The 26,527-nt window shown below is 65.8% G+C and carries 20 protein-coding genes; 5 read left to right on the forward strand and 15 right to left on the reverse strand.

Annotated features, from left to right (window positions below; all coding sequences use genetic code 11):
• From A5634_RS29865 to A5634_RS07870, 9 genes are all read right to left on the reverse strand, one after another.
• Nucleotides 1-1,662: PE family protein (locus tag A5634_RS29865; protein ID WP_065143488.1), on the reverse strand; the 1,662-nt coding region annotated here is incomplete at its 3' end.
• A 90-nt stretch (nt 1,663-1,752) separates the two neighbouring features.
• Complete coding sequence (locus tag A5634_RS07835; RefSeq protein WP_065143489.1) at nt 1,753-3,582, reverse strand: PE family protein; 1,830 nt, start codon at nt 3,580-3,582, stop codon at nt 1,753-1,755.
• A gap of 326 nt (nt 3,583-3,908) precedes the next feature.
• On the reverse strand, nt 3,909-6,443 hold the full coding sequence (locus tag A5634_RS07840; protein WP_065143490.1) for a PE family protein: 2,535 nt from the start codon (nt 6,441-6,443) through the stop codon (nt 3,909-3,911).
• A gap of 111 nt (nt 6,444-6,554) precedes the next feature.
• Complete coding sequence (locus tag A5634_RS29870) at nt 6,555-8,027, reverse strand: PE family protein (protein WP_065143491.1); 1,473 nt, start codon at nt 8,025-8,027, stop codon at nt 6,555-6,557.
• Nucleotides 8,028-8,266: 239 nt separating this feature from the next.
• Nucleotides 8,267-8,959 carry a GTP cyclohydrolase I gene (folE, locus tag A5634_RS07850; RefSeq protein ID WP_081290272.1) on the reverse strand — a complete coding sequence of 231 codons (693 nt, stop codon included), beginning with the start codon at nt 8,957-8,959 and terminating at the stop codon, nt 8,267-8,269.
• A 228-nt stretch (nt 8,960-9,187) separates the two neighbouring features.
• Nucleotides 9,188-11,686 (reverse strand): phenylalanine--tRNA ligase subunit beta, encoded by a 2,499-nt coding sequence (gene pheT, locus A5634_RS07855; protein WP_065143492.1) that lies wholly within the window; start codon nt 11,684-11,686, stop codon nt 9,188-9,190.
• A complete protein-coding gene (pheS, locus tag A5634_RS07860; protein WP_065143493.1) occupies nt 11,686-12,729 on the reverse strand; it encodes a phenylalanine--tRNA ligase subunit alpha in 1,044 nt (347 codons plus the stop codon). The genes pheT and pheS overlap by 1 nt, the downstream gene beginning before the upstream one ends.
• Before the next feature lie 299 nt (nt 12,730-13,028).
• Complete coding sequence (locus A5634_RS07865; protein ID WP_065143494.1) at nt 13,029-13,832, reverse strand: rhomboid-like protein; 804 nt, start codon at nt 13,830-13,832, stop codon at nt 13,029-13,031.
• A gap of 9 nt (nt 13,833-13,841) precedes the next feature.
• Nucleotides 13,842-14,753: an adenylate/guanylate cyclase domain-containing protein gene (locus tag A5634_RS07870; protein ID WP_081290273.1), complete on the reverse strand. Its 912-nt coding sequence runs from the start codon at nt 14,751-14,753 to the stop codon at nt 13,842-13,844.
• A gap of 205 nt (nt 14,754-14,958) precedes the next feature.
• Here A5634_RS07870 and A5634_RS07875 point away from each other — a divergent pair, with 205 nt between their 5' ends.
• A complete protein-coding gene (locus A5634_RS07875) occupies nt 14,959-16,014 on the forward strand; it encodes an oxygenase MpaB family protein (RefSeq protein WP_065143495.1) in 1,056 nt (351 codons plus the stop codon).
• 10 nt (nt 16,015-16,024) lie between these two features.
• On the opposite strand, the gene A5634_RS07880 is transcribed toward A5634_RS07875, so the two are convergent.
• The 6 genes from A5634_RS07880 to infC all read right to left on the reverse strand — a co-directional run bounded on the left by A5634_RS07880 (nt 16,025) and on the right by infC (nt 20,246).
• On the reverse strand, nt 16,025-16,828 hold the full coding sequence (locus tag A5634_RS07880; protein WP_065143496.1) for a PE family protein: 804 nt from the start codon (nt 16,826-16,828) through the stop codon (nt 16,025-16,027).
• Between the two features lie 143 nt (nt 16,829-16,971).
• On the reverse strand, nt 16,972-17,970 hold the full coding sequence (locus A5634_RS07885) for a PE family protein (RefSeq protein WP_065143497.1): 999 nt from the start codon (nt 17,968-17,970) through the stop codon (nt 16,972-16,974).
• Between the two features lie 158 nt (nt 17,971-18,128).
• Complete coding sequence (locus A5634_RS07890) at nt 18,129-18,935, reverse strand: TrmH family RNA methyltransferase (protein ID WP_155769420.1); 807 nt, start codon at nt 18,933-18,935, stop codon at nt 18,129-18,131.
• A 7-nt stretch (nt 18,936-18,942) separates the two neighbouring features.
• Nucleotides 18,943-19,332, reverse strand: a complete 390-nt coding sequence (gene rplT / locus A5634_RS07895) for a 50S ribosomal protein L20 (RefSeq protein ID WP_023373731.1) — start codon at nt 19,330-19,332, stop codon at nt 18,943-18,945.
• Nucleotides 19,333-19,419: 87 nt separating this feature from the next.
• Nucleotides 19,420-19,614: a 50S ribosomal protein L35 gene (gene rpmI, locus A5634_RS07900; RefSeq protein WP_065143499.1), complete on the reverse strand. Its 195-nt coding sequence runs from the start codon at nt 19,612-19,614 to the stop codon at nt 19,420-19,422.
• Nucleotides 19,615-19,658: 44 nt separating this feature from the next.
• On the reverse strand, nt 19,659-20,246 hold the full coding sequence (infC, locus tag A5634_RS07905) for a translation initiation factor IF-3 (protein ID WP_081290275.1): 588 nt from the start codon (nt 20,244-20,246) through the stop codon (nt 19,659-19,661).
• 439 nt (nt 20,247-20,685) lie between these two features.
• Here infC and lysX point away from each other — a divergent pair, with 439 nt between their 5' ends.
• The 4 genes from lysX (at nt 20,686) to A5634_RS07925 (ending at nt 26,513) form a co-directional block, all read left to right on the forward strand.
• Nucleotides 20,686-24,021, forward strand: a complete 3,336-nt coding sequence (lysX, locus tag A5634_RS07910; RefSeq protein ID WP_065143501.1) for a bifunctional lysylphosphatidylglycerol synthetase/lysine--tRNA ligase LysX — start codon at nt 20,686-20,688, stop codon at nt 24,019-24,021.
• 69 nt (nt 24,022-24,090) lie between these two features.
• The gene (locus tag A5634_RS07915) at nt 24,091-24,516 is read left to right on the forward strand and encodes a DUF6653 family protein (protein ID WP_065143502.1); all 426 of its coding nucleotides are present in this window, start codon (nt 24,091-24,093) and stop codon (nt 24,514-24,516) included.
• A gap of 10 nt (nt 24,517-24,526) precedes the next feature.
• Nucleotides 24,527-24,757 (forward strand): hypothetical protein, encoded by a 231-nt coding sequence (locus tag A5634_RS07920; protein WP_065143515.1) that lies wholly within the window; start codon nt 24,527-24,529, stop codon nt 24,755-24,757.
• A complete protein-coding gene (locus A5634_RS07925) occupies nt 24,750-26,513 on the forward strand; it encodes a serine/threonine-protein kinase PknH/PknJ (protein WP_065143503.1) in 1,764 nt (587 codons plus the stop codon). The genes A5634_RS07920 and A5634_RS07925 overlap by 8 nt, the downstream gene beginning before the upstream one ends.
• The last annotated feature ends 14 nt before the right edge of the window (nt 26,514-26,527 follow it).

Genomic DNA, 26,527 nt, shown 5'->3' on the forward strand with positions numbered 1-26,527 from the left:
TCCGCCGATACCCCCCGCGCCACCGTCGAAGAGGGCAGCGGTGCCGTGCGCGCCGTGGCCACCGTCTCCGCCCAACCCGCCGGTGCCGCCGTCACCGCCAGAGCCCCCGACGCCTGCGCCTCCGAATAGCCCACCCGCGCCGGCATGGCCCCCGTCGCCGCCGGCGCCCGCGTCGCCACCAGAGCCGCCAGTGCCTCCGTCACCACCGTGGCCGCCCGGCGCCCCGGGCCCGCCGATCCCACCGGAGCCTCCGTCGCCACCCGCCGCACCGGCACCACCCGCACCGCCCAGACCGCCGAGACCGCCGTTGCCGCCGATGCCGAATCGCAGGCCGCCGCGCCCACCGTTGCCGCCAGCCCCACCGGCGGTTCCTGCACCGCCGACGGCGCCGGTCCCGCCGACGCCGCCCGTCCCGCCAGGGCCGCCGCCAGCGCGCGTAATTCCGTCAGACTGCAGACCGCCGATGCCGCCTTGGCCGCCCTGGCCACCGTCGGCGCCCGTCCCGCCCATGCCACCGGTTCCGCCCATGCCCCCAGCGCCAGCGAACCCGTCCTCAGCGCCCGCGCCGAAGCCCGCGGCGCCGCCCGTCCCACCCGTGCCGCCTTGGCCGCCGACCGCGCCTGCGCCACCTTGACCGCCGGTCCCACCCGTGCCACCGCCAGCACCGTTTCCGCCGATTGAACTGAAAGTCGCGATGCCGGTGCTGCCGCCATCGCCGCCGACGCCACCGTCCCCGCCGGTGCCACCGGGGGCGCCTTCGCCACCTGCGCCACCGGTTCCGCCGATTCCGCCTTGCCCTCCACGGCCGCCCTTGCTGAACGCGAAACCTCCGTCACCTCCGTCGCCGCCGGGACCGCCCGCCGCCCCGATCTGGCCGACAGCGCCCGCCACCCCGGTTTGCCCTTGGTGCCCCTCACCCCCGTCTATGCCTCTTGCGCCGCCGGTGGGATCGCCGTCTGGACTTCCGACAGCGCCGGGACCTGCCGCGGCTCCCGGGGCGCTCGGGCTGGCAACGGGCTGGGGGTTGACGGCGTCTGTTCCGAGGGCGCCTATTCCGCCGTTGCCGCCGTGCCCGCCCTGGCCGAGCAACCATCCTGCATTGCCGCCGTTGCCGCCGCGGGCGCCCAAGCCGCCGGACAGTGCTGCCCCGCCAGCCCCGCCATTGCCGCCGTTGCCGATCAGACCCGCGTTACCGCCGGCCCCGCCTGCATGGCCAGCCGCACCGGGTGCGCCGTTGCCGCCGTTGCCGAAGAGCAGGCCACCGTCCTTGCCGGCTTCGCCCGCGACGGTTCCATCGGCGCCGTCGCCGATCAATGGCCGCCCCAGCAGCATCTGGGTGGGTGCGTTGATCAGATCCAGTACTGCTTGCATGGGCGATGCGTTGGCCGCCTCGGCGGCCGCATAGGCGCCACCCGCGGCGTTGATGGTGTGCACGACCTCGAACTGAAATGCCGCGACCTGTGCGCTCGCAGTCTGATACGCGCGGGCATTGCCGGAGAACACTGCGGCGATCGCCGCCGATACCTCGTCGGCTGCGGCTGCGACGATCCCGGTTGTGGAGGCCGCAGCCACAGAGTTCGCGGCGCTTACCGCCGACCCGATTCGCTGCAGATCAGCCGCCGTTGTGGCAAGGATCTGCGGCACGACACTGACGAACGACACGTCCCGACCTCCCGCCGTGCAAAAACACCGACGAGCGGAGCATATGCTCCAAGGACTGCTTTGGTCGAGCTTTTAGCGCGTTGTGAAGGCCTAAACGGGCGTTATCACGTCCGCGAGGTGGCGGGGTGTATAGACCAGCAATGTGTTTGCCAGCCCGGCAAACGGTGTGCCGCCCAGGGTCAAATTGATCGGGATGTCGATGATGTTGAAGAGGTTTAGCGGCACCGTCGCTGTCACTTGCTGCGGCGGAACGAGCAACCCATTGAATGGCAAATGCATCTCGATAGGTATCGAGACGTCACCCAAGAGGGGATCGATTACGGGCCCCAGCACGGGAACGCTTGACAGCTTCACCCCCATGGTCAAATCGACGATTGTCGTGCCATTGAGCATGCCGTCGAGTACATAAGCCGGGGAGTCCACGATTCCGGCGGCGATTGCGCCGATGTTGCCCGTCGCAATTCCATTCCCGATAACCGAGCTAGCGGTGGCGAATCCGTCCAAGCCAGCGACTGGCGCTCCGAGTACCGAGAAGAGAACCGACATCGGCAACCCGAAATTGGCGTCCAAGGACAGTCTGGGCGTGGGTTGCAACTCGAAACCGATGGTTGTCGAGACGCTGGTGTCGGCGAACGCATTGAGGATGTTGGCGAAGTTCTGCGTCATTTTTCCGGGAACGCTGTTGCCCGGGAACAAGTTCGCGAAGGTTTGAGCTTCCTGGCCGGGTAGTGCGAAGATCGGGAACAGGTCCGACGCCGGGCCCACGATCTTGATGTCGTTCAAGTTGCTCGTGTCGAATCCGGTGATGAAGAGGTTGAGGAACGCCGCCGTCCCGTCCTCTACCGCACCGTTGTAGTCGCCGATTGCGATGTCGTGGTTGACCGCCTGCCAGCTGGTCTGGAACTGACCCAGCCCGGCTTGGACATCAGCGCCGAACCTGGCTAGCGAAGTACCGAGGATGTTGGCGTATTTCACCTGATCGGTGAGGACGGTCTGGATCGCCAGCGCGGGGTTGGCCGTCGCGAGGTACCTGAGATTTGCCTCGGCCCACACCGCCGGGTTCGCGGCGATGTATGCGATATCCGAGTTGATCTGCGCCGCGTAGCCCTGCTGATTGGCCGCGATCTGCCGCAGCAGCGGGAACGGATCCTGATTCATCGCGTAGCCGAGAGCCGACAGATTGTTCGACGTGTTGGTAAAGAGTTGCTGCCAGGCACTGCCCATCGGCGGGGTGGGAGCCGTCACGACGGCAGGTGCGAACAACCCTGGGAACAGGACGCGTCCGAGGTCACCGACGATGGGAATCGTTCCGATCGGGCCGGTGAATCCCTGAAGTGCATTGGTCAGCGCTGCGCCGCCGGTGCCGTTGGCGAAGCCGGAAATGAGCGAACCTAGCTGCTGACCGGCGTTGTTGAACAGCGGGCTTAGGCCAGCACCGCTGATCAGTGTGCTTAACCCGCTGGTCCCTCCGCTGAGCGGGCCAAGCAGTCCGCCGAGTAGGCCCCCACCGCCACCGGTGGTGGTGCCGCCGCCGCTGGTGCCGCCGCCCAGGATTGGACCTAACGGACCCAGCAGACCGCCGAACGGGTCGGTCGCGGCAGGCGCCGCAACGCCGGCACCAGCCAGAGTCCGCTGAGCGTTGGCGATCTCGGCTTCGAGATAGGCGGTAGCACCACCGTTCAGCAACCGAACAAATTCAGCATTGAACGATGCCGCCTGCGCGTTGAGCGCCTGAAATTCCTGCCCGTAGGTGCCGAAGACACGGGAGATCGCCAGCGAGATTTCGTCTGCGGCCGCAGTGGCAATTCCGGTGGTTGGACCAGCAGCTGTCTCGACGGCCGCGCCGAGGGAGGAGCGAATGCCTGCCAGTTGCCCGGCGGCCGCCGACACCAGATCCGGACTAGCGGTCACAAAAGACATAACGAAACTCCCCTCGACGTACACCCGATGTACGCGCGGGTGTACCCACTACTAATTGGCCCCAAACGTCATTAGCCACCCTAAATTGTCGAACTCGTCACGCGTGGGAGAACGGGGCAATTAAGTCCGCTAATTACCCGAGCGCGTGGTTGCTGTTCGGCCGCAGCGGCGCCGGCACTTTGGGCACGCGCTCGCGGGGCCGCCGGGCCGGCCCGAACGCGAACGTGCGCACAATGCCACCGCCCGCGGCGTGTCGCCAGGCACTCCGTGCACGCTCGCGCGGGCAGCGACGGCTGGCCCAAGCGCGATGGCGCGCAAAATGCTAGTTACGCAATTGCCTTGGCAAGTTGGCCGGGCGCGTAATTCAGCAGTGCGGGAATGATGCCGCCGGTAGGCGTTCCGCCAAGCGTGATGGAAATCGGCCCAATGACTGGGGCATCCACGTGAGCCACGAAGGGCCGCAGCGGCGAAAGAATGCCTCCCACAGGAATATCGAGTGTCACCGGAATCCCCGCCGTGGACGCCAGCGGCAGCGCCAGCGGCAGCATCGCCTCTCCATTGAGGAAGCCGTTGGCGATGTTGGCCGGAGCACCGACGAATGCGGTCGCTGCCGCTTGCAGGTTTCCGGCCTGCAACGCACTGACAATCGCGCTCGTGCTGTCGGCAAATGCCATCGCCGTAGTGATCGGCGAACCGACGGCGTTGAGGGTCATTGCCAGCGGCAACCCGAACGTCGCGGCCCCGGTAAAGCTTGTCGTGTCAATTGCAAAGGCGATATTGGTGTCCAGCACGGTCGTGAGCACGTTGGTGAAGTTCTGCGCAATGTCGCCGGGGATTGTCAGCAGCGGGAATAGGTCTCCGACTGTGCCGGTCAGCAGAATGTTCGAGAAGTCACTCGCGTCGACACCGCTGACAAAGAGGCCAGCCAACGCTCCTGCGAGGTTGCCCGTTTGCAGGCCGGCCGGTATTCCGGCCAGTCCGATCGTGAAGTCCCGGGCGGCGTCAGTGAATGCGGTGAAGCTCAGCGACGCGTAGTCGAACTGGTTGGTCAGGAACTGGCTCAGGAATGGCGCCGGGTTAGCCAGCCAGGTGTTGCCCGTAAGCCGCAGATTGTCGACGGTGTTGTTAAAGAGGTCTTCGTACGGCCCAAAGATCGTGTCGCTGCTCGCCGCGGAGAAGGACACCGCGGCTGCACCCGGCGAGCCCGCCGTGCCGAAGATCCCGTTGGTGCCGGGGTTGCCCGGGGTACCGGCAGCACCGCCACCGGGTGTCCCGCCGGCCCCACCGGCACCAGCGGCCCCACCGAGACCGAACAGCCTGGCGTTGCCGCCGTCACCACCGTTAGCACCGGCCCCGCCCGAGGCACCTACGCTTCCGCGGGGCCCGCCGTCACCACCGGCCCCGCCGGCGCCACCGTTCCCGGACAGCAGCCCACCGTCGGCCCCCGCGCCGGCGGCGCCGCCGGCTCCACCGGTCCCGAGGGAACCGCCAATGCCGCCGGCCCCGCCGTTCCCACCGGACCCGCCGTTACCGATCAACAGTCCCGCGGTGCCGCCATTTCCGGCGGCACCACCGGCACCGCCGCTGCCACCAAGCCCGCCGCTGGCACCGGCGCCAGCGTTGCCGCCGGCACCTCCGTTACCGAAGAAGCTGGCGTTGCCGCCCGCTCCGCCCATTCCGCCAGCCCCGCCGGCCAAGGCCGGCACACTAGTGCTCGCGCCGTTGCCACCGTGTCCACCGGCCCCGCCGTTCCCGCCGAACAGTCCGCCGCTGCCGCCGGCACCGCCGGCTCCGCCCGCGAGGCCGAAGGTTAGCCCAGGAGGAATCGGGACAGCCGCGCCACCGCCGCCGTTGCCGCCGGACCCACCGGAGCCGAACAGTCCGACGCTGCCGCCAGCGCCGCCTGCCGCGCTCATAGCGCCGCCGGCCGCACCACCGTTTCCACCCTGGCCCACCATGGTGCTTCCGCCGGCACCACCGGCGGCGGCGGTGCTCGAGCCGCCTTCTCCACCATTGCCGAAGAAGGCATTACCACCGGCACCACCGGCGGCCGTTGTGCTGGATCCCCCGGCACCTCCGTTTCCGACGAATCCGCCGTCGGCACCGGCCTGTCCAGACCCGGCCCCGGCGCTGCCGCCGTCGCCAAAGAACACTCCGGCGCGGCCCGCGGTGCCACCGGACGGGCCGTCTCCACCATTTCCGCCACTACCGAACAGCACGGCGTTTCCACCTGCCCCGCCGGCACCGGTCCCATTGCCTGCTCCGCCGGCACCGCCGTTGCCGTATAGCAACCCACCACCGCCGCCGCTGCCGCCGGCCGCGTTTGTTCCACCGACTCCGCCGGCGCCCCCGTTACCGATCAAGCCGGCAGCCCCGCCGGCGCCGCCTGCGCCGCCGGTCGGTCCGCCAGCGCCGCCTTTGCCGCCGTTGCCGTACAACAGTCCACCGGGAGCGCCATTGCCGCCGGGATTCGATCCGATCCCGGCAGTCCCGTCAGCGCCGTCGCCGATCAGCGGACGACCCAGCAAAGTCTGAGTGGGCGCGTTGACTGCGTCGAGCACGGCCTGCATCGGTGAGGCGCTCGCGGCCTCCGCGGCGGCGTAGGCCAACGCGCCGCCATTCAGCAAGCTCACGAACTCCGCGTGAAATGCCGTCGCCTGCGCGCTGAGCGTTTGGAACTGGACACCGTAGGTTCCGAATAGCTGGGAGACCGCCGCCGACACCTCGTCAGCGGCCGCGGCAGCCAGTCCCGTGGTGGGGCCCGCCGCCGCAGCGGCGGCGGTGCCCAGTGCCGTACGGATACCTGCCAGGTTTTCAGCTGCGGCCGAAACGAGGTCCGGTGTGGTAATCAGATAGGACATTGTCGGCTCCCCCTCGCTTCGCTGCGCGATTCAGCTGATCGTCATCCAGGCAGAACGCAGCGTAAATCGGAGTCGTATCCACGCGAGGGAAAACGGATGTATTGCCAGCGGCTACCCCAATGGCGGGAACTGCGGGATCACCGGAACCGGTCCGCCGAGCGCGGCCGCGAGTTCTTGCGGCAGGAAGTTCAGCAGACCCGGCACGATTCCGCCCAAAGGTGTGCCTGTGACTACGCCGTTGATCGGGAGTCCGAAGCCGGAGTCGGCCACGGCCGTGTACGGGGACGGATTGACCAAGATGCCGGACAACGGAAGGTCGAGCGTGGTGGGGAACCCGAGTGCCGTCACGTTCAGCGGCACGGTGACTTGCCCATTGAGGAACCCGTTCAGCACGTCGGCCGGAGTGTTGAATGCTGCCGTGGCGGCACCCAGCACGTCCCCCGCCTGGGCCGCGTTTAGGAACGCGGCCGCGCTGGAATTCAGCGCGCTCAACCCATTGACCGGTCCGCCCAGGGCGTCAATAGCCAGCGCCAGCGGCAACCCCATGTGGGTGTTGAGATCGAGCCCGAAGCCAATCCCGGATGGGATCGTCGCGGGGTCATTGATCACGTTGGCAGTCGAAGTCACGCTGGTGTCGGTGAGCGTCTTGACGATGTTGGTGAAGTTTTGTGACATCTGCGCGGGGATCGAGCCGGCCGGAAGCAAGTTGGTGAAGTTCTGGGCCATCTGTCCGGGGATGGAGAAGATGGGCAGCAGGTCGCCCGCTGCGCCCAGAGGCGTGATCGATATCGTGCCGTCCGCGAGCGTGGTGGCCTCAAAGCCCGAGAAGAACGGCTTGAGGAGGCCGCCGCCGATAGTTTGCAAACCACCTGTGACGTCACCTGCCGCAAAGGCTTGGCCTGCGGCCTGGAAGCTGGCCGGCAATTGACCCAACCCGGTGACCAGATCTGTTCCGGCATGCTGCAACGAGGTGCTGATCAGATTGGCGTAGCCGATCTGGTTGTTGACGATTCCCTGCAGGACCGCGCCCGGGTTGGCCGTGGCCAGAGCTTGGACGGCACCTTGGAGGCTGGCCGGCACATTCGCCAACTCTGCGGGGAGATTCTGGACGGCGTTGGCAAATCCGGTCGCGATCTGCTGTCCGTAGCCGAGCTGGTTGCTGAGCAACTGACTTAGCAACGGCGTCGGGTTAGCGACGATCGCGCTTTCCAGACTGTGCAGGTTGGCCGAGGTGCTCGTGACGAGGGATTCGAGGCCCTGAAACAGTGACGGCGCAGAAGCCGCGCTCAACAAGGTCTGCGTGGCCGACGCCTCAGCACTGGCGTACGCGCCGGCACCGGCGTTCAACAAGCCCACGAATTGTTCGTGGAACGCCGCCGCCTGCGCGCTGATGGCCTGAAACTCCTGGCCGTGCGTCCCGAAAAGCTGCGCGATCGCGGCCGAGACCTCGTCAGCGCCGGCCGCCAAGACCGCCGATGTTGGGCCCGCTGCGGCCGCGGTCGCCTGGCCCAGCGCCGAGCTGATCCCGGCCAGGTCCTGGGCCGCCGAAGCAACCAGCTCCGGCGTCGCCAACACGAATGACATATCCATCTCCCTCACTAGCCCGAATAGTGACCGGTGGTCACGTTCACAAGAATGAATTTATCTTGAGATACCCTACTGGCAAGTAAGTTCCATGAAGTCACAGGAAACTGACAGTTAGCAGCGCGGGACCGCAATCGAGACCGATCAACGCGGCTCGATTATGGATTTATTCCTCGAAGGCGATGCCTAGGGCCGGCGCACCCGTCAACCCATAGGGCGCGGCGCTCTAGCGCCAGCAACTAGGCCCGTCGCATCGCTCGCACTTCGGCGAGGAACTCGCGGCGCAGATCGGGGTTCGCGAACTCGCCTCGCCAGACCGTCGTTGTGGTCCGTGAATGCTCTTCAACCCCGCGTACGTGGGTACAGAGGTGCGAGGCTTCCAGGTGCACCGCCACCCCGCGCGGTGCGATCAGCGTTACCAGCCCGTCGGCGATCTGCTCGCCGAGCCGCTCTTGAACAGTGAACCGGCGCGCGAAGAGCCGGACTAGCCGCGTCAGCTTCGAGATGCCGATGATTTGGTCGCCTGCGATGTAACCGATGAACGCGGTTCCGAAGAACGGTAGGGCGTGGTGCTCGCACAGGCAGTTGAACTCGATCGGCCCCTCTATTACCTGCGCAGGCGCAGCTTCGATGGACTCGTTGCACTCAGCCGGAAAGCTGGTGGCAAGTTTTGGATCGCCGTCGTACCCGGCAGTTATGTCGTAGAGCGCCTTGAGGAACCGATTCGGGGTCTCCCGGGTTCCCGGCGTATTCAAGTCCAGCCCGAACGCAGTGAAGATTTCCGCGATCGACGCACGGAACCGCTCCCACTGTGTCTCGGAGATTTCTCGGGCCGGTGGCTCGAACCAACGAGTTGGCTGGTTCGGCGTCAATACCCCGGCGGCGCCTGCGATCTCGATGACGTTGTCCGGTTGGTTGGCAGCGTTCGTCATGCAGACTCCTACCCGACGGCGCTGAAGGCGCGTTGGATCCTGCGGTTGCCGAAAGAATGTTACGCGCGAAGGCAAGAACTCTCAGCAAACTGAACGAGTAAATTTACGGAGCCGTCGATCGCAGTGGAACGCGCGTTTCCGCAACGTCCGCGGCCCACCCCGCATTCCGACGGCGGCCGCGCGGGCACAGCCACGGCCTGTGCGATTTTCGCGATTACAGCACGCCAATCAGCTGCGCAGTACGGCGCCGACGCGCTCGGCGGCGCATTGCACCGCGGCGTCGCGAGCAGCGCTGGCGTCATCCTCGGTGAGGGTTCGGTCCGGCGCGCGGAACCGCAGTGCAAAGGTCAGCGACTTGCGGTCCTCGCCGATCTGCGGACCGACAAAGACGTCGAACAGCGCAATGTGTTCGAGCAGGTCGCCCGCTCCGTCGCGCACGGCATCCTCGACCGTTTGCGCGGGAGTGTCGGCGGACACCACCAGGCTGACGTCTTGGAACACGGCCGGAAATGGCGATACGCGCGGGGCCGGCAACACAGCAGCGGTGGGCATCGCGTCCATGTTCAGCTCAAGCGCGCAGGTGCCTTTCGGCAGGCCCGTGCGTTCAATCACCGCAGGATGCAACTGGCCGGCGTGTCCGATTACCGCCCCCGCGACCAGCACCTCCGCGCACCGGCCCGGATGCCAGGGCAGCTGCTGGGCGGGCTGCAGCGTGACATCCACTCCGCTGGCCCGCGCGATGACCCGTACCGCCTCGAAGGCGTCGGCTGCCTCGACGGCACGCCCTGGGCCCCACGGTCCGCGCGGCTCGCGCAGACCCGCCAGCACCGCGGCGACATGCTGGGGTTGTCTGGGCAGGGACGCGTCCAACGTGGCGATTTCGACATCGGTGGGTGGCCGGTCAACCGGGATCAGTTCGACCGCACGAGTCTGCTCGGTCGGTTGCACCACCTGGGCGATAGCAAACAGAGCGGCGTCGCTGAGACCACGGGAGACGTTGCGTCCCAACGCTTCCAGCAACGCCGGCAGCAAGGTAGTGGCCAACTGCGGACGATCGGCCTCCAGCGGGTTGAGCACACTGGTGGTGCGGCGCCGCGGGTCATCGTCCGGCAATCCCCACAAGTCGAACACGTCGGTCGGCAGGAACGGCGTCGGCAAAATCTCTACGAAACCCGAGAGGGCTAGTGACTTGCCGATTGCCCGGCGTCGCTGCTGGACGGCGGTGAGTCCGCGCCCCGCGGGAGCCGTCGGCAGCACCGACGGGATGACTTCCAGGCCCTCCAGCCGCAGCACTTCCTCAACGAGGTCGGCCGGTTGTCGCAGGTCGGGCCGCCAACTAGGCGGCGTGACCGTCAGCGTGCCGCCGTCCTGATCGGTCCGGGCGCCGACCTGGGTCAGCCGCCGGACGGTGGTCCCCGGGGCGTAGGCCACTCCGGCGAAGCGGTCCGGAAGGTCAGCCGGAATCTGAATTGGCGACCCAGCCCAATCGGCAGCCGAGTTGCCGACTGGCGGGTCTCCGCGCCAGTCGGTCAGGGTGGGTTCGGCCGCTCCCCCGGCGATGTCGACGAGCAGCCGAGCACAGCGATCCAACACCGCCACCGATATAGCCGGGTCGACCGCGCGCTCGTAGCGTCGGGCGGCCTCACTGGGCAGGTGTAGCCGTCGTTGGGTGCGCGATATCGCGGCCGGGTCCCAGACCGCTGCCTCCAACAACACGTCGGTGGAATCGGGGCGCACCTCGGTGCTGGCTGCCCCCATCACGCCGCCGATCGCCGCCGTCGTTACCTCGTCGACGATCAGGACGTCGACCGGTTCCAGCTTTCGTTCGACGTCGTCGAGGGTGACGACGGTTTCGCCCGGACGCGCGAACCGCACGTCGAATCCCCCGGCGATGCGGGCGCGGTCATGGGCGTGCATCGGGTGCCCGAGTTCGAGCATCACGTAGTTGGTGACGTCGACTGCCGGTGAGGTGGCGCGGATACCGCACAATAGGAGCCGTCGCTGCAGCCACCACGGCGACACCGCAGCGGCGTCGATGCCGGTGACCGGGCGCAGCGCGAACCGGCGCACCCCGGTAGCGGCGTCCACCGTCAGCGGCCAGGCCTCGCCCTCGGCGGGTAGGGACTCCACGTTTGCAGGGTCGACGAAGTCCAGGTCGAAGGCGCACGCAATTTCGCGGGCCAGGCCGCGCACAGACATGCCGTAACCCCGATCGGGGGTGATGGCCAGATGAAAGACGACGTCGTCCAGGCCCAGCACCGCAGCACCATCGGCTCCTGGTTCGGCGGTTCCCCGCGGCAGCACCAGGATCCCGGAATGGTCTGCGCCCAACCCGAGTTCGGCCGCCGAGCAGATCATCCCGTTGGAGTTGCGCCCGTAGGTCTTGCGTGCGGCAATCGTGAAGTCACCCGGCAACGTGGCGCCGGGCAGGGCCACCACGACCAGGTCGCCAACCACGAAATTCGTTGCACCACAGACTATTTCCTGAGGATCCGGGTTACCGACGTCGACCAGGCAGGCCCGGATTGGTTTCTTGAAACCGGTCAGTTCTTCAATTTCGGCCACCCGACCCACCGCCAGCGGGCCGTCGACCGGACCGAGTGCGACCACCTCCTCGACCTCGTGGCCAATGCGTACGAAGGCCTGCTCGAGCTCGGCGGGACTTACGTCCCAACCCGGAGCACCGGTCGAGACGACCTCACGCAGCCAGCTGTACGGAACGCGCATCAGGCTCCCACCCCGAACGGCAGCGAGAACCGGACGTCGCCTTCGACCATGTCGCGCATGTCAGGGATACCGTTGCGGAACTGCAAGGTCCGCTCCAACCCCATGCCGAACGCGAAACCGGAGTAGACCTCGGGGTCGATTCCGGCCGCGCGCAACACGTTTGGGTGCACCATGCCGCAGCCGCCCCACTCCACCCAGTCGGCGCCGCCCTTTTTGTTGTCGAACCACACATCGACCTCGGCGGAGGGCTCGGTGAACGGGAAAAAGTGCGGTCGCATCCGGGTGCGCGCCAAAGGCCCGAACTCGGCACGCGCAAACGCGTCAAGCGTGCCGCGCAGATGCGCCATGGTCAGCCCGCGGTCCACAGCCAACCCCTCGACCTGGTGGAAGACGGGCGTGTGGGTGGCGTCGAGTTCGTCGGTGCGGAAGGTGCGTCCGATCGAGATGATGTAGACCGGCAACTCACGCTCCAACAGGGTGCGTACCTGTACCGGCGACGTGTGGGTGCGCAGCAACTGCCGGGAACCCTCCGGTGCGATGTAGAAGGTGTCCTGCTCGCTGCGCGCCGGGTGATCCGGCGGGAAGTTCAGCGCATCGAAATTGAACTGTTCGGTTTCGACCTCCGGTCCTTCGGCCAGCTCCCATCCCATCGCGACGAACGTGTCCGCGATGTGCTCGGCGAGGATGGTGATCGGATGACGCGCGCCGGTCGGCTGACGGGTCGACGGCAGGGTGACGTCGATGCGTTCGGCGACCAGCACTGCGGCGTCTCGCTCGGCGCGCAGCGTGACCAGGCGTTCGTCGTAGCTGCGCTGCGCTTCGCTGCGGGCCACGTTGACCCGCTTACCTGCATCGGAACGTTGGTCCTTGGGTAGGCCGCCGAGCGCTTGTCGCGCCAAAGCCAGCGCTGAGCGGTCGCCGAGGTACTCGGTCTTGATGTGTGCGAGCGCATCCAGACTCTGCGCGGAGGCAATGGCATGCTGGGCAGCCTCGACCGCCTTCGCCAAGGCTTCCGGCGACAAATCGACGGATTGATCACCCACGCGGCGGCACTCTCCTTGCTAACGAGGCTGTTCGGGCGGCCCGGCCTCTGCCCCGCCCGACGGGCTCCAGTGCGGCCCGCATCGTCGCAGGGTCACAGCACGGGTGTGACGCAACTGCCGATCATAAGTCATGGCCCGTTGTGTCACGGATCACCGGCGATCAGGTAGTCGTCGAGGAGCCTGGCGCACCCGCGTCTGTCGTCGAGAGATAAACCACGCACACGCTCATCGGCGAGTCGTGTTCGACGTTTATATGTCGCGTCGACCCCGGCGGGTGAAACGCGAGCAAGTGATAATTCCTAATTCGCCGGGGTCGACACCACGGGCAGCATTGAGTTCGCATCAAGTGGTGCGCGAACAGCGAGCCGTCCGGCCACTCCATGCGCCACCGCGGCGCCCAGCACTCCGAACACGATTCCCGCAGCCATTCCGACCGTGCTGTGCGCCAATATGAGGAACCCGAAACCCGCGGAGTTGAGCAGCATCAGGCAGCGCAACGGCGTCCAGTGCACGGCCGCACGGAACCGCATACCGAGCAAGATCCCCAGGCCCAGGGCGACGGCATGGCCAGCGTTGGTGAACTCGCCGCCCAGCACCGCCGCACAGATGCTGACGGCCAGCCACCAGGTGATCCACGCCGGGCGCCAGCGAGGCGGAATCGCCCCGGTCAGTCCCCCCAGGACCGCCAGCGCGCCGTAACTCATCCCGACGTCGCTGGCGTGCGCGATCGACCACGGCATCCAGCCGAGCTTGACTGCCCCCGCCAACGCCGCCGCCACCACGAGGGTGGCACCGATGTGGCCGATGAGGAAGGTGACGACCAGCCGAATGGTGTGCAGCTGCAGCTCTGCCAGCACCAGCAGGCAAGTCAGAAAAGGCAGCCAGAAATACAACGGGCCGGCCTCCACCACGAATGCGCTGCCGACCAGGGTTCCCAGCCTTCCGTGCGAGAGGTTGTGCAGGTTGGTGCTCGCGTGCCGAATCACACGGTCATGGACCTGCGGGCTCACCATCAACATGGTGGTGCTGACCGCAAAGAGGGCAGCCACGTAGCCCACGGTGAAGCGGACCCGCGACAGCCGGGCGAGAAGGCCAGAAAACATCACGTTCCACTATGCATGGACGTTTGTCTCATTCGTGTTATCGCCAGCTGCCAACTCCCTATGAGCCTTGAGGCGATAAATGGCCAAGTCCGCCGGAATGCCGGTGAGTTTGGTGGAGAACATGGGCCGGCGCGCCCGCTTGGCGGTGACACCCATTTCGTCCAGCTCGCTCTGCGGAATCAAATCCAAGGTTGGACTCGAAACCATGACCCCGCCCTTGGTGGCGCGCTCCATCACGCGCGCGGCGATATTGACGTCGACACCGAGCCAATCCGAACCCAACCGCTGCGGCCGGCCGGTGTGGATTCCCACCCGCATTCGCGGCGTATAACCGTCTACTTCAACGGTTTTGATCGCTTCTTGAGCGGTGAGCACCGCCTTGACCGCAACATCGGGGTGGCGGAAGACCGCCATGATGCCGTCACCCATGCGCTTGACGATGTGTCCGCCCGCGTCGAGCAACGGAGACTCGACAGCTCGCGCCACCTGGCGCAGCAACGTCAGGGCAGCATCATCCCCGGCGTGTAGTGACCAAGCCGAAAAGCCGACCAGGTCGGTGAACACCAGCGTCACTTCTGGATTTGCCGGTCGCCGGGAAACTCCCTCGGTGATCGCCTGCCACACCTGCAACACACCCAAGCTGACCTCGCGTGAGGCGGCGTCGCGGTCGCCTAACAGCCGGTCGGCTGCCCGCGCCGCGGCGCTCGGTCCGCCCTCGCCCGCGGTAGACAACGGGTCACCGAACTCGGGATCACCAGGTAGGAAGCGACGAGCCCGCTTGACGAACCCAACCACGCCGGGGCTGTGGTTGGTATTACTGAGCCACTTCGCCGGAGATCGTCGCCGCGGAGTGTCTTCTGCAACCGCCGTCGCATTCTGGTCGGGTTCGCCGGACTTTGATTCGTCAGGCCCGACCTCCACTCGGCTAGGGTATCGCGATTTGACTTGACCCGAGCAACACAGCTGCGCCACTTACGTCACACACGTAGGCAAACGTGCAGATCACATGGGTACTGCGGAGCTGTGGAGAGTCCGTAACGCAGGTACGACACATATGTCGAAATCGTAGACAACGCATGTTGTCACCGTTTATCGTGAGCGCAAATTAGGCGCTTTGGAGGCCGTGATGACTGTTCCCTCGACGACAGCGGCTGACCCTCTCGGGCCCGACTCACTCACCTGGAAATATTTCGGAGACCTGCGCACCGGAATGATGGGCATCTGGATCGGCGCGATCCAGAACATGTATCCCGAACTGGGCGCCGGGGTCGAAGAACATTCGATTCTGCTGCGCGAACCGCTGCAGCGGGTGGCCCGCTCGGTGTATCCGATCATGGGAGTGGTCTACGACGGCGACCGCGCGGCCGAAACCGGCCAGCAGATCAAGAGCTACCACCGCACCATCAAGGGAACCGACGGCGAGGGCCGTCGCTATCACGCCCTCAACCCCGAAACCTTCTACTGGGCCCACGCGACATTCTTCATGCTCGTCATCAAAGTCGCCGAGTACTTCTGCGGCGGCCTGACCGAAGCCGAGAAGCGTCAACTGTTCGACGAGCACGTGCAGTGGTACCAGATGTACGGAATGAGCATGCGGCCAGTGCCGCACTCGTGGGAGGAATTCCAGGAGTATTGGGAGCGGGTCGGCCGCGAGCAGCTAGAGATCAACCAGGCCGTCCTGGACATCTTCGACATTCGCATTCCGAAACCCCGATTCGTTTTGCTACCCACACCGATCTGGGATCAGATTTTCAAGCCACTGGTCGCGGGACAACGTTGGATTGCGGCCGGATTATTCGAGCCCGCGGTGCGGGAAAAAGCAGGAATGCGCTGGACGCCGGGCGACGAAATGCTGCTGCGGCTGTTCGGCAAACTGGTCGAGCTGGCGTTCCTGGCGGTGCCCGACGAAATTCGTCTGCACCCCCGCGCATTGGCCGCCTACCGGCGCGCCGAGGGCCGAATCCGCAGCGACGCGCCGTTGGTCGAGGCGCCGGCATTCATGGCGCCGCCGCGGGACCGTCGTGGGCTGCCCATGCACTATTTCCCGCCGCGCCCGCGCTTCCCGCTCGGTCGCCCACTGGAGCCGGCTCGCGCGATCATGGAGCGCGCCGGGTCACTGGTGCACAGCACGCTGTCCATCGCCGGCCTGCGCCCCGCGCGCGGGCGCGGACGGGCGGCGTGAACGCTCTGATCTAGAAGCCAAGCGGCTTAAGGAACAGCGGTTCGAGCCCGAATCGGTTTCCCTGGAACCAGAACTGCCAACCGAGCGCGGTGATCGAGCCGCCGGTAATCTGCAGTGGCAGTGTCCCATTCAACGAAATCCCTTGAGGGCCAAACGGAGTGAGTTGACTCATCGAGGCCGTGAACGCACCGGTGGCAGAGAACGTTCCCGACCCATTCGTCGACATCCACACCAGCGGACCCAACGGGGTATTGATGGTGCCGGTTGCATTGGCGACGAACCCGCCCACCCCGCTGAGATCGGACGGAAAGAACGGAATTCCACTGAGCGACAGCGACCCAATCTGGCCGAACGGACCATTGAGGACCGCGGATTGGTAGATACCCGCCATGCTGATGCTCGACGAAATTTGCAACGGACCGTAGTTGGACACCTGCGAAATGGTTTGAAGATCGCTGACCACCGTCTCAGCCGGATTGGCGACGCCGGCGGGAGCAAGCAGCGGACTGCCGCCGAGCAGCGCCTGCTGAGCGTTGGCGAACTCGGCGCCGAGGTATTTCGCCGCTCCGCCATTCAATAGAGACACGAAGCGGTCGTGATAAACCGCCGCCTCATCGCACAGCGACTGGAATTGTCGCGCGTGCGTACCGAACAGCGCCGTGACCGCGGCCGACACCTCGTCAGCGGCCGGGGCCGCGATGGCGGTGGTTTGCGTTGCGGCCGCGGCGTTCGCGTTGCGCAATCCAGTACCGATTTGCTGGAGGTTTCCGCTCGCCGCCGAGACAATATCGGGCAGCACATTCAGAAGTGACATCGTTTCCCCTCTTTCGGAGACCCCTCGAAACCGAAGTCGGCTATTACACGCGAGCTGAATAGTAACAGCGAAAGGTCACACTACCCGCTAATGAAATGCAAATGTCGCGGGTGCGCGCGGGGTTTACCGTCGGAGCAGACGAGCTATAAGGGGAGGCCGACCAACTTCAGCACTTCGGTACCGAGTCCACCGAACTGGGAGCCCTGGAAGGCGAAGTCGGAACCAATCCAGGTCTGGGTAAAGCCGGAGGCGGTGTAGCTGTACTGAGGCAAGGACATAGTCATCGGCGCAGAAGATGCGAACAACCCGCCGAACGGAATCCTCACGTCGAGCGATGGGCCGATCGCGCTGCCTCCCAACTGGCCCAACGGCAGCGAGACCGCCTGGTGGCCAAACAGACACGCGTGGACCCAGTCGAAGGGCGCGGTCGCGGCGACGGTCGCGGCTCCCAGCATGTTTCCGCTGCTGACCGCGCTAGAAAACGCGTTGAAGCTATTGAACAGCGAATAGCCGCCGGTGACTATCGGACCCGCCGCAGCCAGCGCCAACCGCACCTGGGGAGGAACGAGGAGCGAGCCGCCGGTTAGTTGCAGCGTCCCCAGGGTTTGGCTCGTCGTCATCTGCCCGTTGATTGACAGCGACGCGGGACCTATTGGCGTAGATGCACTCATGGTCATGCTCAGCGGACCGTTGCCAGTGTCGGGCATGGTGGCCGTCTGCGTGATCGCGATGGGCCCGAACGGAGTATCTATGCTGCTGACCGAAGAGGTAGCTGCGGCGGGGGCAGCATTTCCGATCAGCGGATGCCCGAGCAGCGCTTGGGCCGGCCCGTTGATCGCGTTCACCAACGCTTGCTGGGCGTTGCCGATCTCGGCACTCACATACTTAGCTGCACCGCCGTTCAACAAATTCACGAACTCGGCATGAAAAGCGGATGCCCGGGCATTGAGAGTTTCAAATTCCCGTGCGTGTGAACCAAAAAGGGTCACGACCGCGGCGGAGATTTCGTCGGCCGCTGCAGGCGTGATCGCGGTCGTCCGATCTACTGCCGCCACACTCGCACTGCGCAGTGCCGAACCTAGATCGTCCAAATTCGCGCTGGCCGCCGTTACCGCTTCTGGCACCACACTCAAAGAAGTCATGGGTTCCCCTTGCCGATCTGCTCAGCCGATCTGCCAATATTCCGGCTCGCGCTATTAGACGAGAGCCGAATAGTAACAGCGCGATCTCTGAGTTGTCACCGATCAATTTCAAATAATTTGGTCGGTTTCGGCGCGGTGGCGCCCGGCGGACCGGCAGGCTACGGTGCCGACGTCCCGGTCGCAGGCTGGCGTCTTAGCGCGCGCGCACTTTGGTAGAGGCAAATGGCCGAAGCCGCCGCAACATTGAGGCTTTCCGCCCCGCCGGCCATCGGAATCGTTATCCGCCGATCTGCTTGTTGCGCGATTTCAGGCGGCAATCCGTGGGACTCGGACCCGAACAGCCAGGCCGTGGGGTGGGCGAGCACGTCGTCGGAATCATCCAAGGACATCTCGCCGTCCACCGTGGTGGCCAGCACCTGCAAGCCTGCCGATCTGAGCTGTCCCAGCAAGGCTTGGGTTTCGGGGGCAATTACCACCGGAACACTGAAAATACTGCCGGTCGACGCCCGCAGGCACTTGCCGTTATAGGGATCGACGCTCTGGCCGGCCAGCACCACCGCCGAGGCTCCCATGGCGTCGGCGAGCCGGATCAGCGTGCCCGCGTTACCCGGTTCGCCGATGCCGATGGCTACCGCGATCAAATGCGGAGAGCCCGTCAGCACTTCGTCCAGCCCAACGTCTGGAATCTCGCACACCGCAACCAGACCCACCGGAGTCACGGTGTCGGACAACGCTTTTGCGGCCCGTTCTGTCACCAGGTGGACCGGTGTGCGCCGGTCGGCAAGCACCGCGTCGTGCCGGTGCGCCGCGTCCGCTGTGGCGAAAACCTCCCTGACCAGCCCGCGCTCGAACGCGGCGATAACCAGGTTTGCTCCTTCGGCGAGGAACAATCCCGCGCGACGCCGACCCGCGTGACGATGCAGCTTGACCGCTGCAGCCACCCGGGCCGAGCGTTCGGTGAGCACGGCCGGCTTAGGCAGCCTCTCCGGAAGGTGCGTTGACATCCTCGGGCAGCGCCGCACGGGCAACCTCGACCAGCGCGGTGAAAGCCGCCGGATCGGTGACCGCGATGTCGGCAAGGTTCTTGCGGTCCACTTCGACGCCCGCGGCCTTGAGACCCTGGATCAACCGGTTGTAAGTGATGTCGTTGGCACGCGCGGCCGCGTTGATTCGCGAGATCCACAACTTACGGAACTCGCCCTTGCGGGCACGCCGGTCACGGTAGGCGTAGTTCAGCGAATGCAGCTGCTGCTCTTTGGCTTTGCGGTAGAGGCGTGATCGCTGACCGCGATAGCCCTTGGATGCCTTCAGGACGCTGCGCCGCTTCTTGTGGGCGTTGACCGCCCGCTTTACGCGTGCCATGGGTGTTCCTACTCTCGTTCAAAATCGGTCGGGGGCTGTCGCCAGCCCGCTGGTCTTTGGGTGATGTCGCGGTTGGAGCGCGCCGGTCTAGCCGTTCAGCAGCGAGTTGATCCGCTTGGCGTCGTTGGCTGAAACCACGGTGCGCCCGTCCAGGCGACGGGTGCGCTTGCTCGGCTTGTGCTCGAGCAAGTGACGGCGGTTGGCTTTCTGGCGGACGATCTTGCCGGTTCCGGTGCGCCGGAACCGTTTCGAAGCCCCGCTGTGCGTCTTGGCCTTGGGCATGTTTCCTCAGTTTTCTCGTCTGCTGCTAGTGCTGCAGGTTGGTCTTACGGTGTGGTGTCACCGGCTGTGTCAGCTGGTCCCGCCGCGCTTCCCGGGTGCTGCGCCCTGGCGCGAGTCTTCGCGCCGCGGTGCGGTGCCAGCACCATCGTCATGTTGCGTCCGTCCTGCTTGGCCGACGTTTCGACGAATCCGTACTCGGCAACGTCAGCGCCCAGACGCTGCAGCAACCGGTAACCCAGTTCCGGTCGTGATTGCTCGCGTCCGCGGAACATGATGGTCACCTTGACCTTCGACCCAGCCTCGAGGAAGCGGACCACATGGCCCTTCTTCGTCTCGTAGTCGTGGTCGTCGATCTTGGGTCGCAGTTTTTGCTCTTTGACGACGGTCTGCTGCTGGTTCCTACGGGATTCGCGCGCCTTCTGCGCCGCCTCGTACTTGTACTTGCCGTAGTCCATGATCTTGCAGACCGGTGGTCTGGCATTAGGAGCAACTTCGACGAGGTCGAGATCGGCGTCCGCGGCAACGCGGAGTGCGTCTTCGATACGCACGATGCCTACCTGCTCCCCCCCAGGGCCGATCAGTCGAACTTCAGGTACGCGAATGCGCTCGTTGACGCGGGTCTCAGTGCTGATGGGGCCTCCCTCGTTGGCTGATATTCCAGTGCGGCCCGTGCCTGGGCTCAGCCGGAAACAGCGGTGGAAGCACAAACCATCAGCAAAAAGGCCCTGCAACGGCAGGGCCCAATGCCGACCGATCACGGCTTGAACTCGTCAAACCGCCTGCACAAACATGCAGGTCAGGCATTTCGAGATGCCTGTGACCGGACCGAATTGCCTTGAGAAAAACTCGTGACAATCGGTGGGAGTGGGACTCCACTTAACTGTCCCTGGCCGTAGCCGGGATGGTCGCAGCAGTCAGTCTAACAGCCATTACGCGTTGTGCTGGACCGCCATGTCGCGGCGTGCCAGGACCGCCCGGGTCAGCTCTCCCGGCTCCGTGAATGAAATCAGTCTCGCCATGTCGAGGGCATCGCCAGGAATTTCCCGGTTCAAGCGAATATCCTCGCGGTCTGTGACACTTACAAAGCCGCGCCCGACGACGCGCAGGCCGTCATCCCGGTATCACTGGCTGCCCGCCGCGACCGGATGGACCGTCGGCGTCATCGCTACCGTGTCGCTGCTGGCAAGTTTGTCGCCGCTGATCCGATGGCTGATCCACGGTCCGCGGGTGTTCATCAACAGCTACCTGTTCAACTTCCCCGATACCAGCTTCGCCTGGTCGTTCGTGCTGGCGCTGCTCGCCGCGGCGCTGACCGCGCGCAAGCGCATTGCCTGGCTGGTGCTGCTCGGCAACATGGTGGTGCACGCCGTCGTCAATGTCGCCGACATCGCCGCCGGCGGCAACACAGCCGCCGAGGCATTCGGCGAAAACCTCGGCTTCGCGTTCCACGTCGTGGCGATCGTCCTGCTGGTGCTCGGCTATCGAGAGTTCTGGGCCAAGGTCCGCAGAGGCGCACTGTTCCGTGCCGCCGCCGTACTGGTGGTCGGCGGCGCGATCGGGATCCTGCTCTCCTGGGGCTTGGTCGAAATGTTTCCCGGCACGTTGGCGGCGCCGGATCGGTTGCCCTACGTCGCCAACCGGGTGGTGGGCTTCAGTTTCGCCGATCCTGAGCTTTTCACCGGGCGCCCGCACCTTTTCCTCAACGCGCTCTTCGGGTTGTTCGGAGCCTTCGCGCTGATCGCGGCCACCATCGTGCTCTTCCTGTCCCAGCGCGCCGACAACGCCCTGACCGGTGAGGACGAATCCGCGATCCGCGGGCTGGTCGAGTTGTGGGGCAAGAACGACTCGCTGGCGTATTTCGCGACCAGGCGTGACAAATCCGTCGTCTTCGCCCCCAGCGGCCGCGCGGCCCTCACTTACCGCGTCGAGATCGGTGTTTGTCTGGCCAGCGGGGACCCGGTCGGTGACCCGAAGGCGTGGCCGGCGGCCATAGAGGCCTGGATGCAGCTGTGTGAAACCTACGGTTGGGCACCGGGCGTCATGGGGGCCAGTTCGCAGGGTGCGCAGGCCTATCGCGAGGCCGGACTCAACGCGCTGGTTCTCGGCGACGAGGCCATCCTGCGGCCGGCCGAGTACAAGCTGTCCGGCCCGGAAATGCGCGGCGTGCGTCAGGCCGTTACCCGGGCCCGTCGCGCCGGCCTGACGGTGCGGATTCGGCGCCACCGCGACATCTCCGAGGAGGAGATGGTGCAGACGGTCGCGCGCGCGGACGGCTGGCGCGACACCGAATCCGAACGCGGCTTCTCCATGGCGCTGGGCCGCTTGGGCGACCCGGCCGATGGCGACTGCCTGTTGGTGGAGGCGATTGACCCCGCCGGCGAAGTCGTCGCGATGCTGTCCTTGGTGCCGTGGGGCACCACCGGCGTCTCACTGGACTTGATGCGCCGTTCCCGGCAATCTCCCAACGGCACCATCGAGTTGATGGTCAGTGACCTCACCATGCACGCCGAGAATCTCGGCATCAGCCGAATCTCGTTAAATTTCGCCGTCTTTCGATCCGCGTTCGAGCAGGGTGAGCAATTGGGCGCGGGTCCGGTCGCGCGGTTGTGGCGGACTCTGCTGGTGTTTTTCTCGCGCTGGTGGCAGATCGAGACGCTCTACCGATCCAACGCCAAGTACCAGCCCGAATGGGTGCCGCGGTATGCCTGCTACGACGACGCCCGAATGATGCCCAAGGTCGGCGTCGCTTCGGCACTCGCCGAGGGCTTTCTCTCCATACCGTTCACCCGCCGCGACAAGGTGCACACCGGCCACCATCCCGCCGTGCCGCAGCGGCTCGCGGACACCGGGCTGTTGCACCCCGACGGCACTGCTCCGGACGTCAGCGGCCTGCAAGCCGAAGACCTGCTCGACGCCGACGAGATGCGTCGTCGTCAACCTGAACAGGTCCGGGTGCGGCTGGCCAAACTGAAGAAGCTGCGCGACAACGGCATTGATGCTTACCCGGTGGGAGAGCAACCCACCCACACCGTCGCCGCGGCGCTGCAGACCGACGACGCCACCGAATCCGTCATCTCGGTTTCGGGGCGCATCCTGCGGATCCGCAACTACGGCGGGGTGCTGTTCGCGCACCTGCGCGACTGGTCCGGCGAAATGCAAGTGCTGCTGGACAATTCACGTCTAGAGCAAGGCCGCGCGGCCGGTTTCAACGCGGCGATCGACCTTGGTGACCTGGTCGAGACGACCGGGCACATGGGTTACAGCGACAAGGGCACCCGATCGCTGATCGTGACCCGCTGGCGGTTGCTCGGCAAATGCCTGCGGCCGCTACCCAACAAGTGGAAAGGGCTGACCGATCCCGAAGCGCGGGTGCGGACCCGCTACGTGGACCTCGCTGTCAACGCCGAATCCCGCAGCCTGATCACCGCCCGCGGCAACGTGTTGCGCTCGATTCGGGAGACGTTGTTCGACAAGGGATTCATCGAGGTCGAGACGCCGATCCTGCAGCAGGTGCACGGCGGGGCAACCGCCCGACCGTTCGTCACCCACATCAACGCCTACACCATGGACCTGTTCCTGCGCATCGCGCCCGAGTTGTACCTGAAGCGACTGTGCGTCGGCGGTGTCGAGCGGGTCTTCGAATTGGGCCGGGCCTTCCGCAACGAGGGCGTCGACTTCAGCCACAACCCCGAGTTCACCCTGCTGGAGGCCTACCAAGCGCACGCCGACTACAAAGTGTGGATCGACGGCTGCCGCGAACTCATCCAAAACGCCGCCCAGGCTGCCAACGGCGCACAAACAGCGATGCGGCCCAGAACTCAAGATGATTCCGGCACTCGACTCGAGCCGGTGGACATCTCGGGCAGCTGGCCCGTCAAGACGGTCCACGACGCGGTGTCCGAAGCCCTCGGTGAGCACATCGATGCCGACACCGACCTGAAGACGCTACGCAAATTGTCCGACGCCGCCCGCATCCCCTACCGCGCCTATTGGGACGCCGGCGCGGTGGTACTTGAGCTCTACGAGCACCTGGTCGAGGACCGCACCGAGCACCCGACGTTCTACATCGACTTCCCGACCTCGGTATCCCCGCTGACCAGACCACATCGCAGCAAGCGCGGTGTGGCCGAACGGTGGGATCTGGTGGCCTGGGGCGTCGAATTGGGCACCGCCTACAGCGAACTCACCGACCCGGTGGAGCAACGACGTCGTCTCGAGGAGCAGTCGCTGCTGGCCGCCGGAGGCGACCCCGAGGCGATGGAGCTCGACGAAGACTTCCTGCAGGCGATGGAGTACGCGATGCCGCCCACCGGCGGCCTGGGCATGGGTGTCGACCGGGTGGTCATGCTGATCACCGGGCGCAGCATCCGCGAAACGCTGCCGTTCCCGCTCGCCAAGCCCCATTAACTGCCACGAAAGACGCTGGCCGCGAAGACTTTCGATGCGTAAGTCGGTGCGGCGAGGAGAATAGCGACCATGCCGTCGGTCACCCGTGCCCGCCGCGCGATATTTGCGCGGCATTGCCACCCCTACAGCGCCTGGACGCGGTGGGCCACTACGCCCCTGACGCTGGTGCCGATCTGGACCCGGCGATGGGATCATGCGCTGTTGCTCGGCGTGTGGCTGGCGGTCAATCCATTCGTCTTCGGTGAGCCGAAGCACCACCGCGCCTGGGCAACGCGGGCAATGCTGGGTGAGGAACTGTGGATCAGCGGGCGGCCCCGCGACGCCGCCGTCGTAATCAGCGGGGTGGCGTCGGCGGTATCGGCCTGCGCTGTCGTAGCCGCGCGGCGTCGTCGCCTCAAGCCGGCCGTCGTCGCAGTGACGGTCCAGATGGCGTTGACGATGGTGTACTGGCAGCTGATGGTGCGCTATTTCGAGCGCCGCCAACCGTCAAAGTAACGTGGCGGGCATGCCCGACCAACCGTCCCCACCCGATCCCGGGTACGACACGTCCGGCGTCCCGACCTTCGATTCGGTGCGCGAGAAAATCGAGTCGCGTTTCGGTGCTGCCCTGGGCGCTGAGGAACTCGCGGCCGAGACGGCCGAAGGGCGCTCCGCCGAGGAACAGTACGAGGAACGTCAGCGGGCGGCCGCCGAGCGTTTGGCGCAGATCCGGGAGTCGATGCGCACCGATGACTGACACCGTGCCGAATTCGCGGGCGGGCATGCAGTTCGGGCCTTACCGCTTGCGACGACTGTTAGGCCGTGGCGGGATGGGCGAAGTCTATGAAGCCGTCGACACGGTCAAAGAACGCACCATCGCCCTCAAGCTGCTGTCTCAGCAATACACCTCGGATGCGGTGTTCCGGCGGCGCATGCAACGCGAGGCGCACACCGCCGGACGTCTGCAAGAACCCCACATCGTGCCCATCCACGACTTCGGGGAAATCGACGGCCAGCTATTCATCGACATGCGTTTCATCGAAGGCGAAGATCTGGGCGCACTGCTGAAGCGCGCCGGTGCGTTGCCCCCGCCGCGCGCGGTCGCGATCATCACCCAAATCGCCGCTGCACTGGACGCCGCCCACCGCGCCGAGGTGATCCACCGCGACATCAAACCGGAGAACGTCCTGATCACCGGCGACGATTTCGCCTACCTGGTGGATTTCGGGATCGCAGCCGCGGCCACCGATCAGCAGCTCACCAAGACCGGCACCGCGGTCGGCAGCTGGCGATACATGGCGCCCGAACGGTTCGCCGACGACGAAACGACCTACCGCTCCGACATTTATTCGTTGGCATGCGTGCTTTACGAATGCCTTGCCGGGAGGCCGCCCTACCAGGCACAGAACCTCAGTGCCCTGATGGCCGCGCACTTGATGCACCCCGTCCCCCGGCCCAGCGAGGCGCGCCAGGACATCCCGAGGGCCTTCGACGAGGTCATCGCCCGGGGCATGGCCAAAGAACCGGCCGGACGTTACGCGACGGCCGGAGAGTTGGCTCGCGCCGCCAAGCAGGCACTCAGCGCTCCCGACCAGGACCGGGCGACGACGATGATCGCGCACAGCCAGCAGTTCGCCCCGCCGCCCAGCGGCCCTATCCCGCGCAGCACACCGACTCCCCCTGGCGCGTGGAATACGGTCCCCCCAGCTACCCCGCAGTGGGTGCCCAACACACCGCCCTCGGGGCCACCCGCACGCAAGCGTTGGCCAATCGTCGCTGCTCTGGTCAGCGTGGTGACGCTGCTGTCCGCCACCGGGATCTGGCTGGCAGTCGGCAAAGACGACGGGCAGGCTGCCGCTAACACGACCCCGACCAATGGGCTGACCACCACTGCCACGACCGCGGCCGTCACCACCACGCCGCCGAGCCCGACCGTTGCTCCGGGCCAACTGGAGTCGCTGTTGCTCAGCACCGATCAGCTCAACACCATGTTGGGCACCACCGGCATGGTCGTCGATCACAACAGCACCGAGACGACCGATCCGGGTCCGCAGAACTCGCTGTCGGACGAGCGGTGTCTGGGAGCGCTCATCGGCTACCAGGCCCGCAGCTACAAGAGCAGCGGATACACCGCAATGCTTGCCCAACTGGCGCTGAAGCCGAACAGCAATCCGGGCTACGTGGTGGTCCAAGGGGCGGTGGTGTTCGCCTCGGCCGAACTGGCCGACGCGTTTGTGACGGCTCAGGATTCCCAGTGGCGGGCATGCGCCGGTAGAACCATCACCCAGACAAACGAGGGCAAGACGTCGGGGTGGGCGTTCCGGGACGTGATGGGCAGCCCGCCCAAGATCTCGCTGCTGCGGGATCGCCCGAACGGCCGCTCGGAGTTGGTCTGCCAGCATGTGCTCAGTGCGGTCGCCAATATCGTCATCGACGTGAATGTCTGCGCTCCCGGCACTACCGACCAAGCGATCCAGATTGCCGACGCGATGGCCGCCAAGGTGCCCAAATGACGCCCGGCACCGGC

Origin of the sequence: Mycobacterium asiaticum (assembly GCF_001673365.1) — a bacterium.
Lineage (GTDB): Bacteria > Actinomycetota > Actinomycetes > Mycobacteriales > Mycobacteriaceae > Mycobacterium > Mycobacterium asiaticum_A.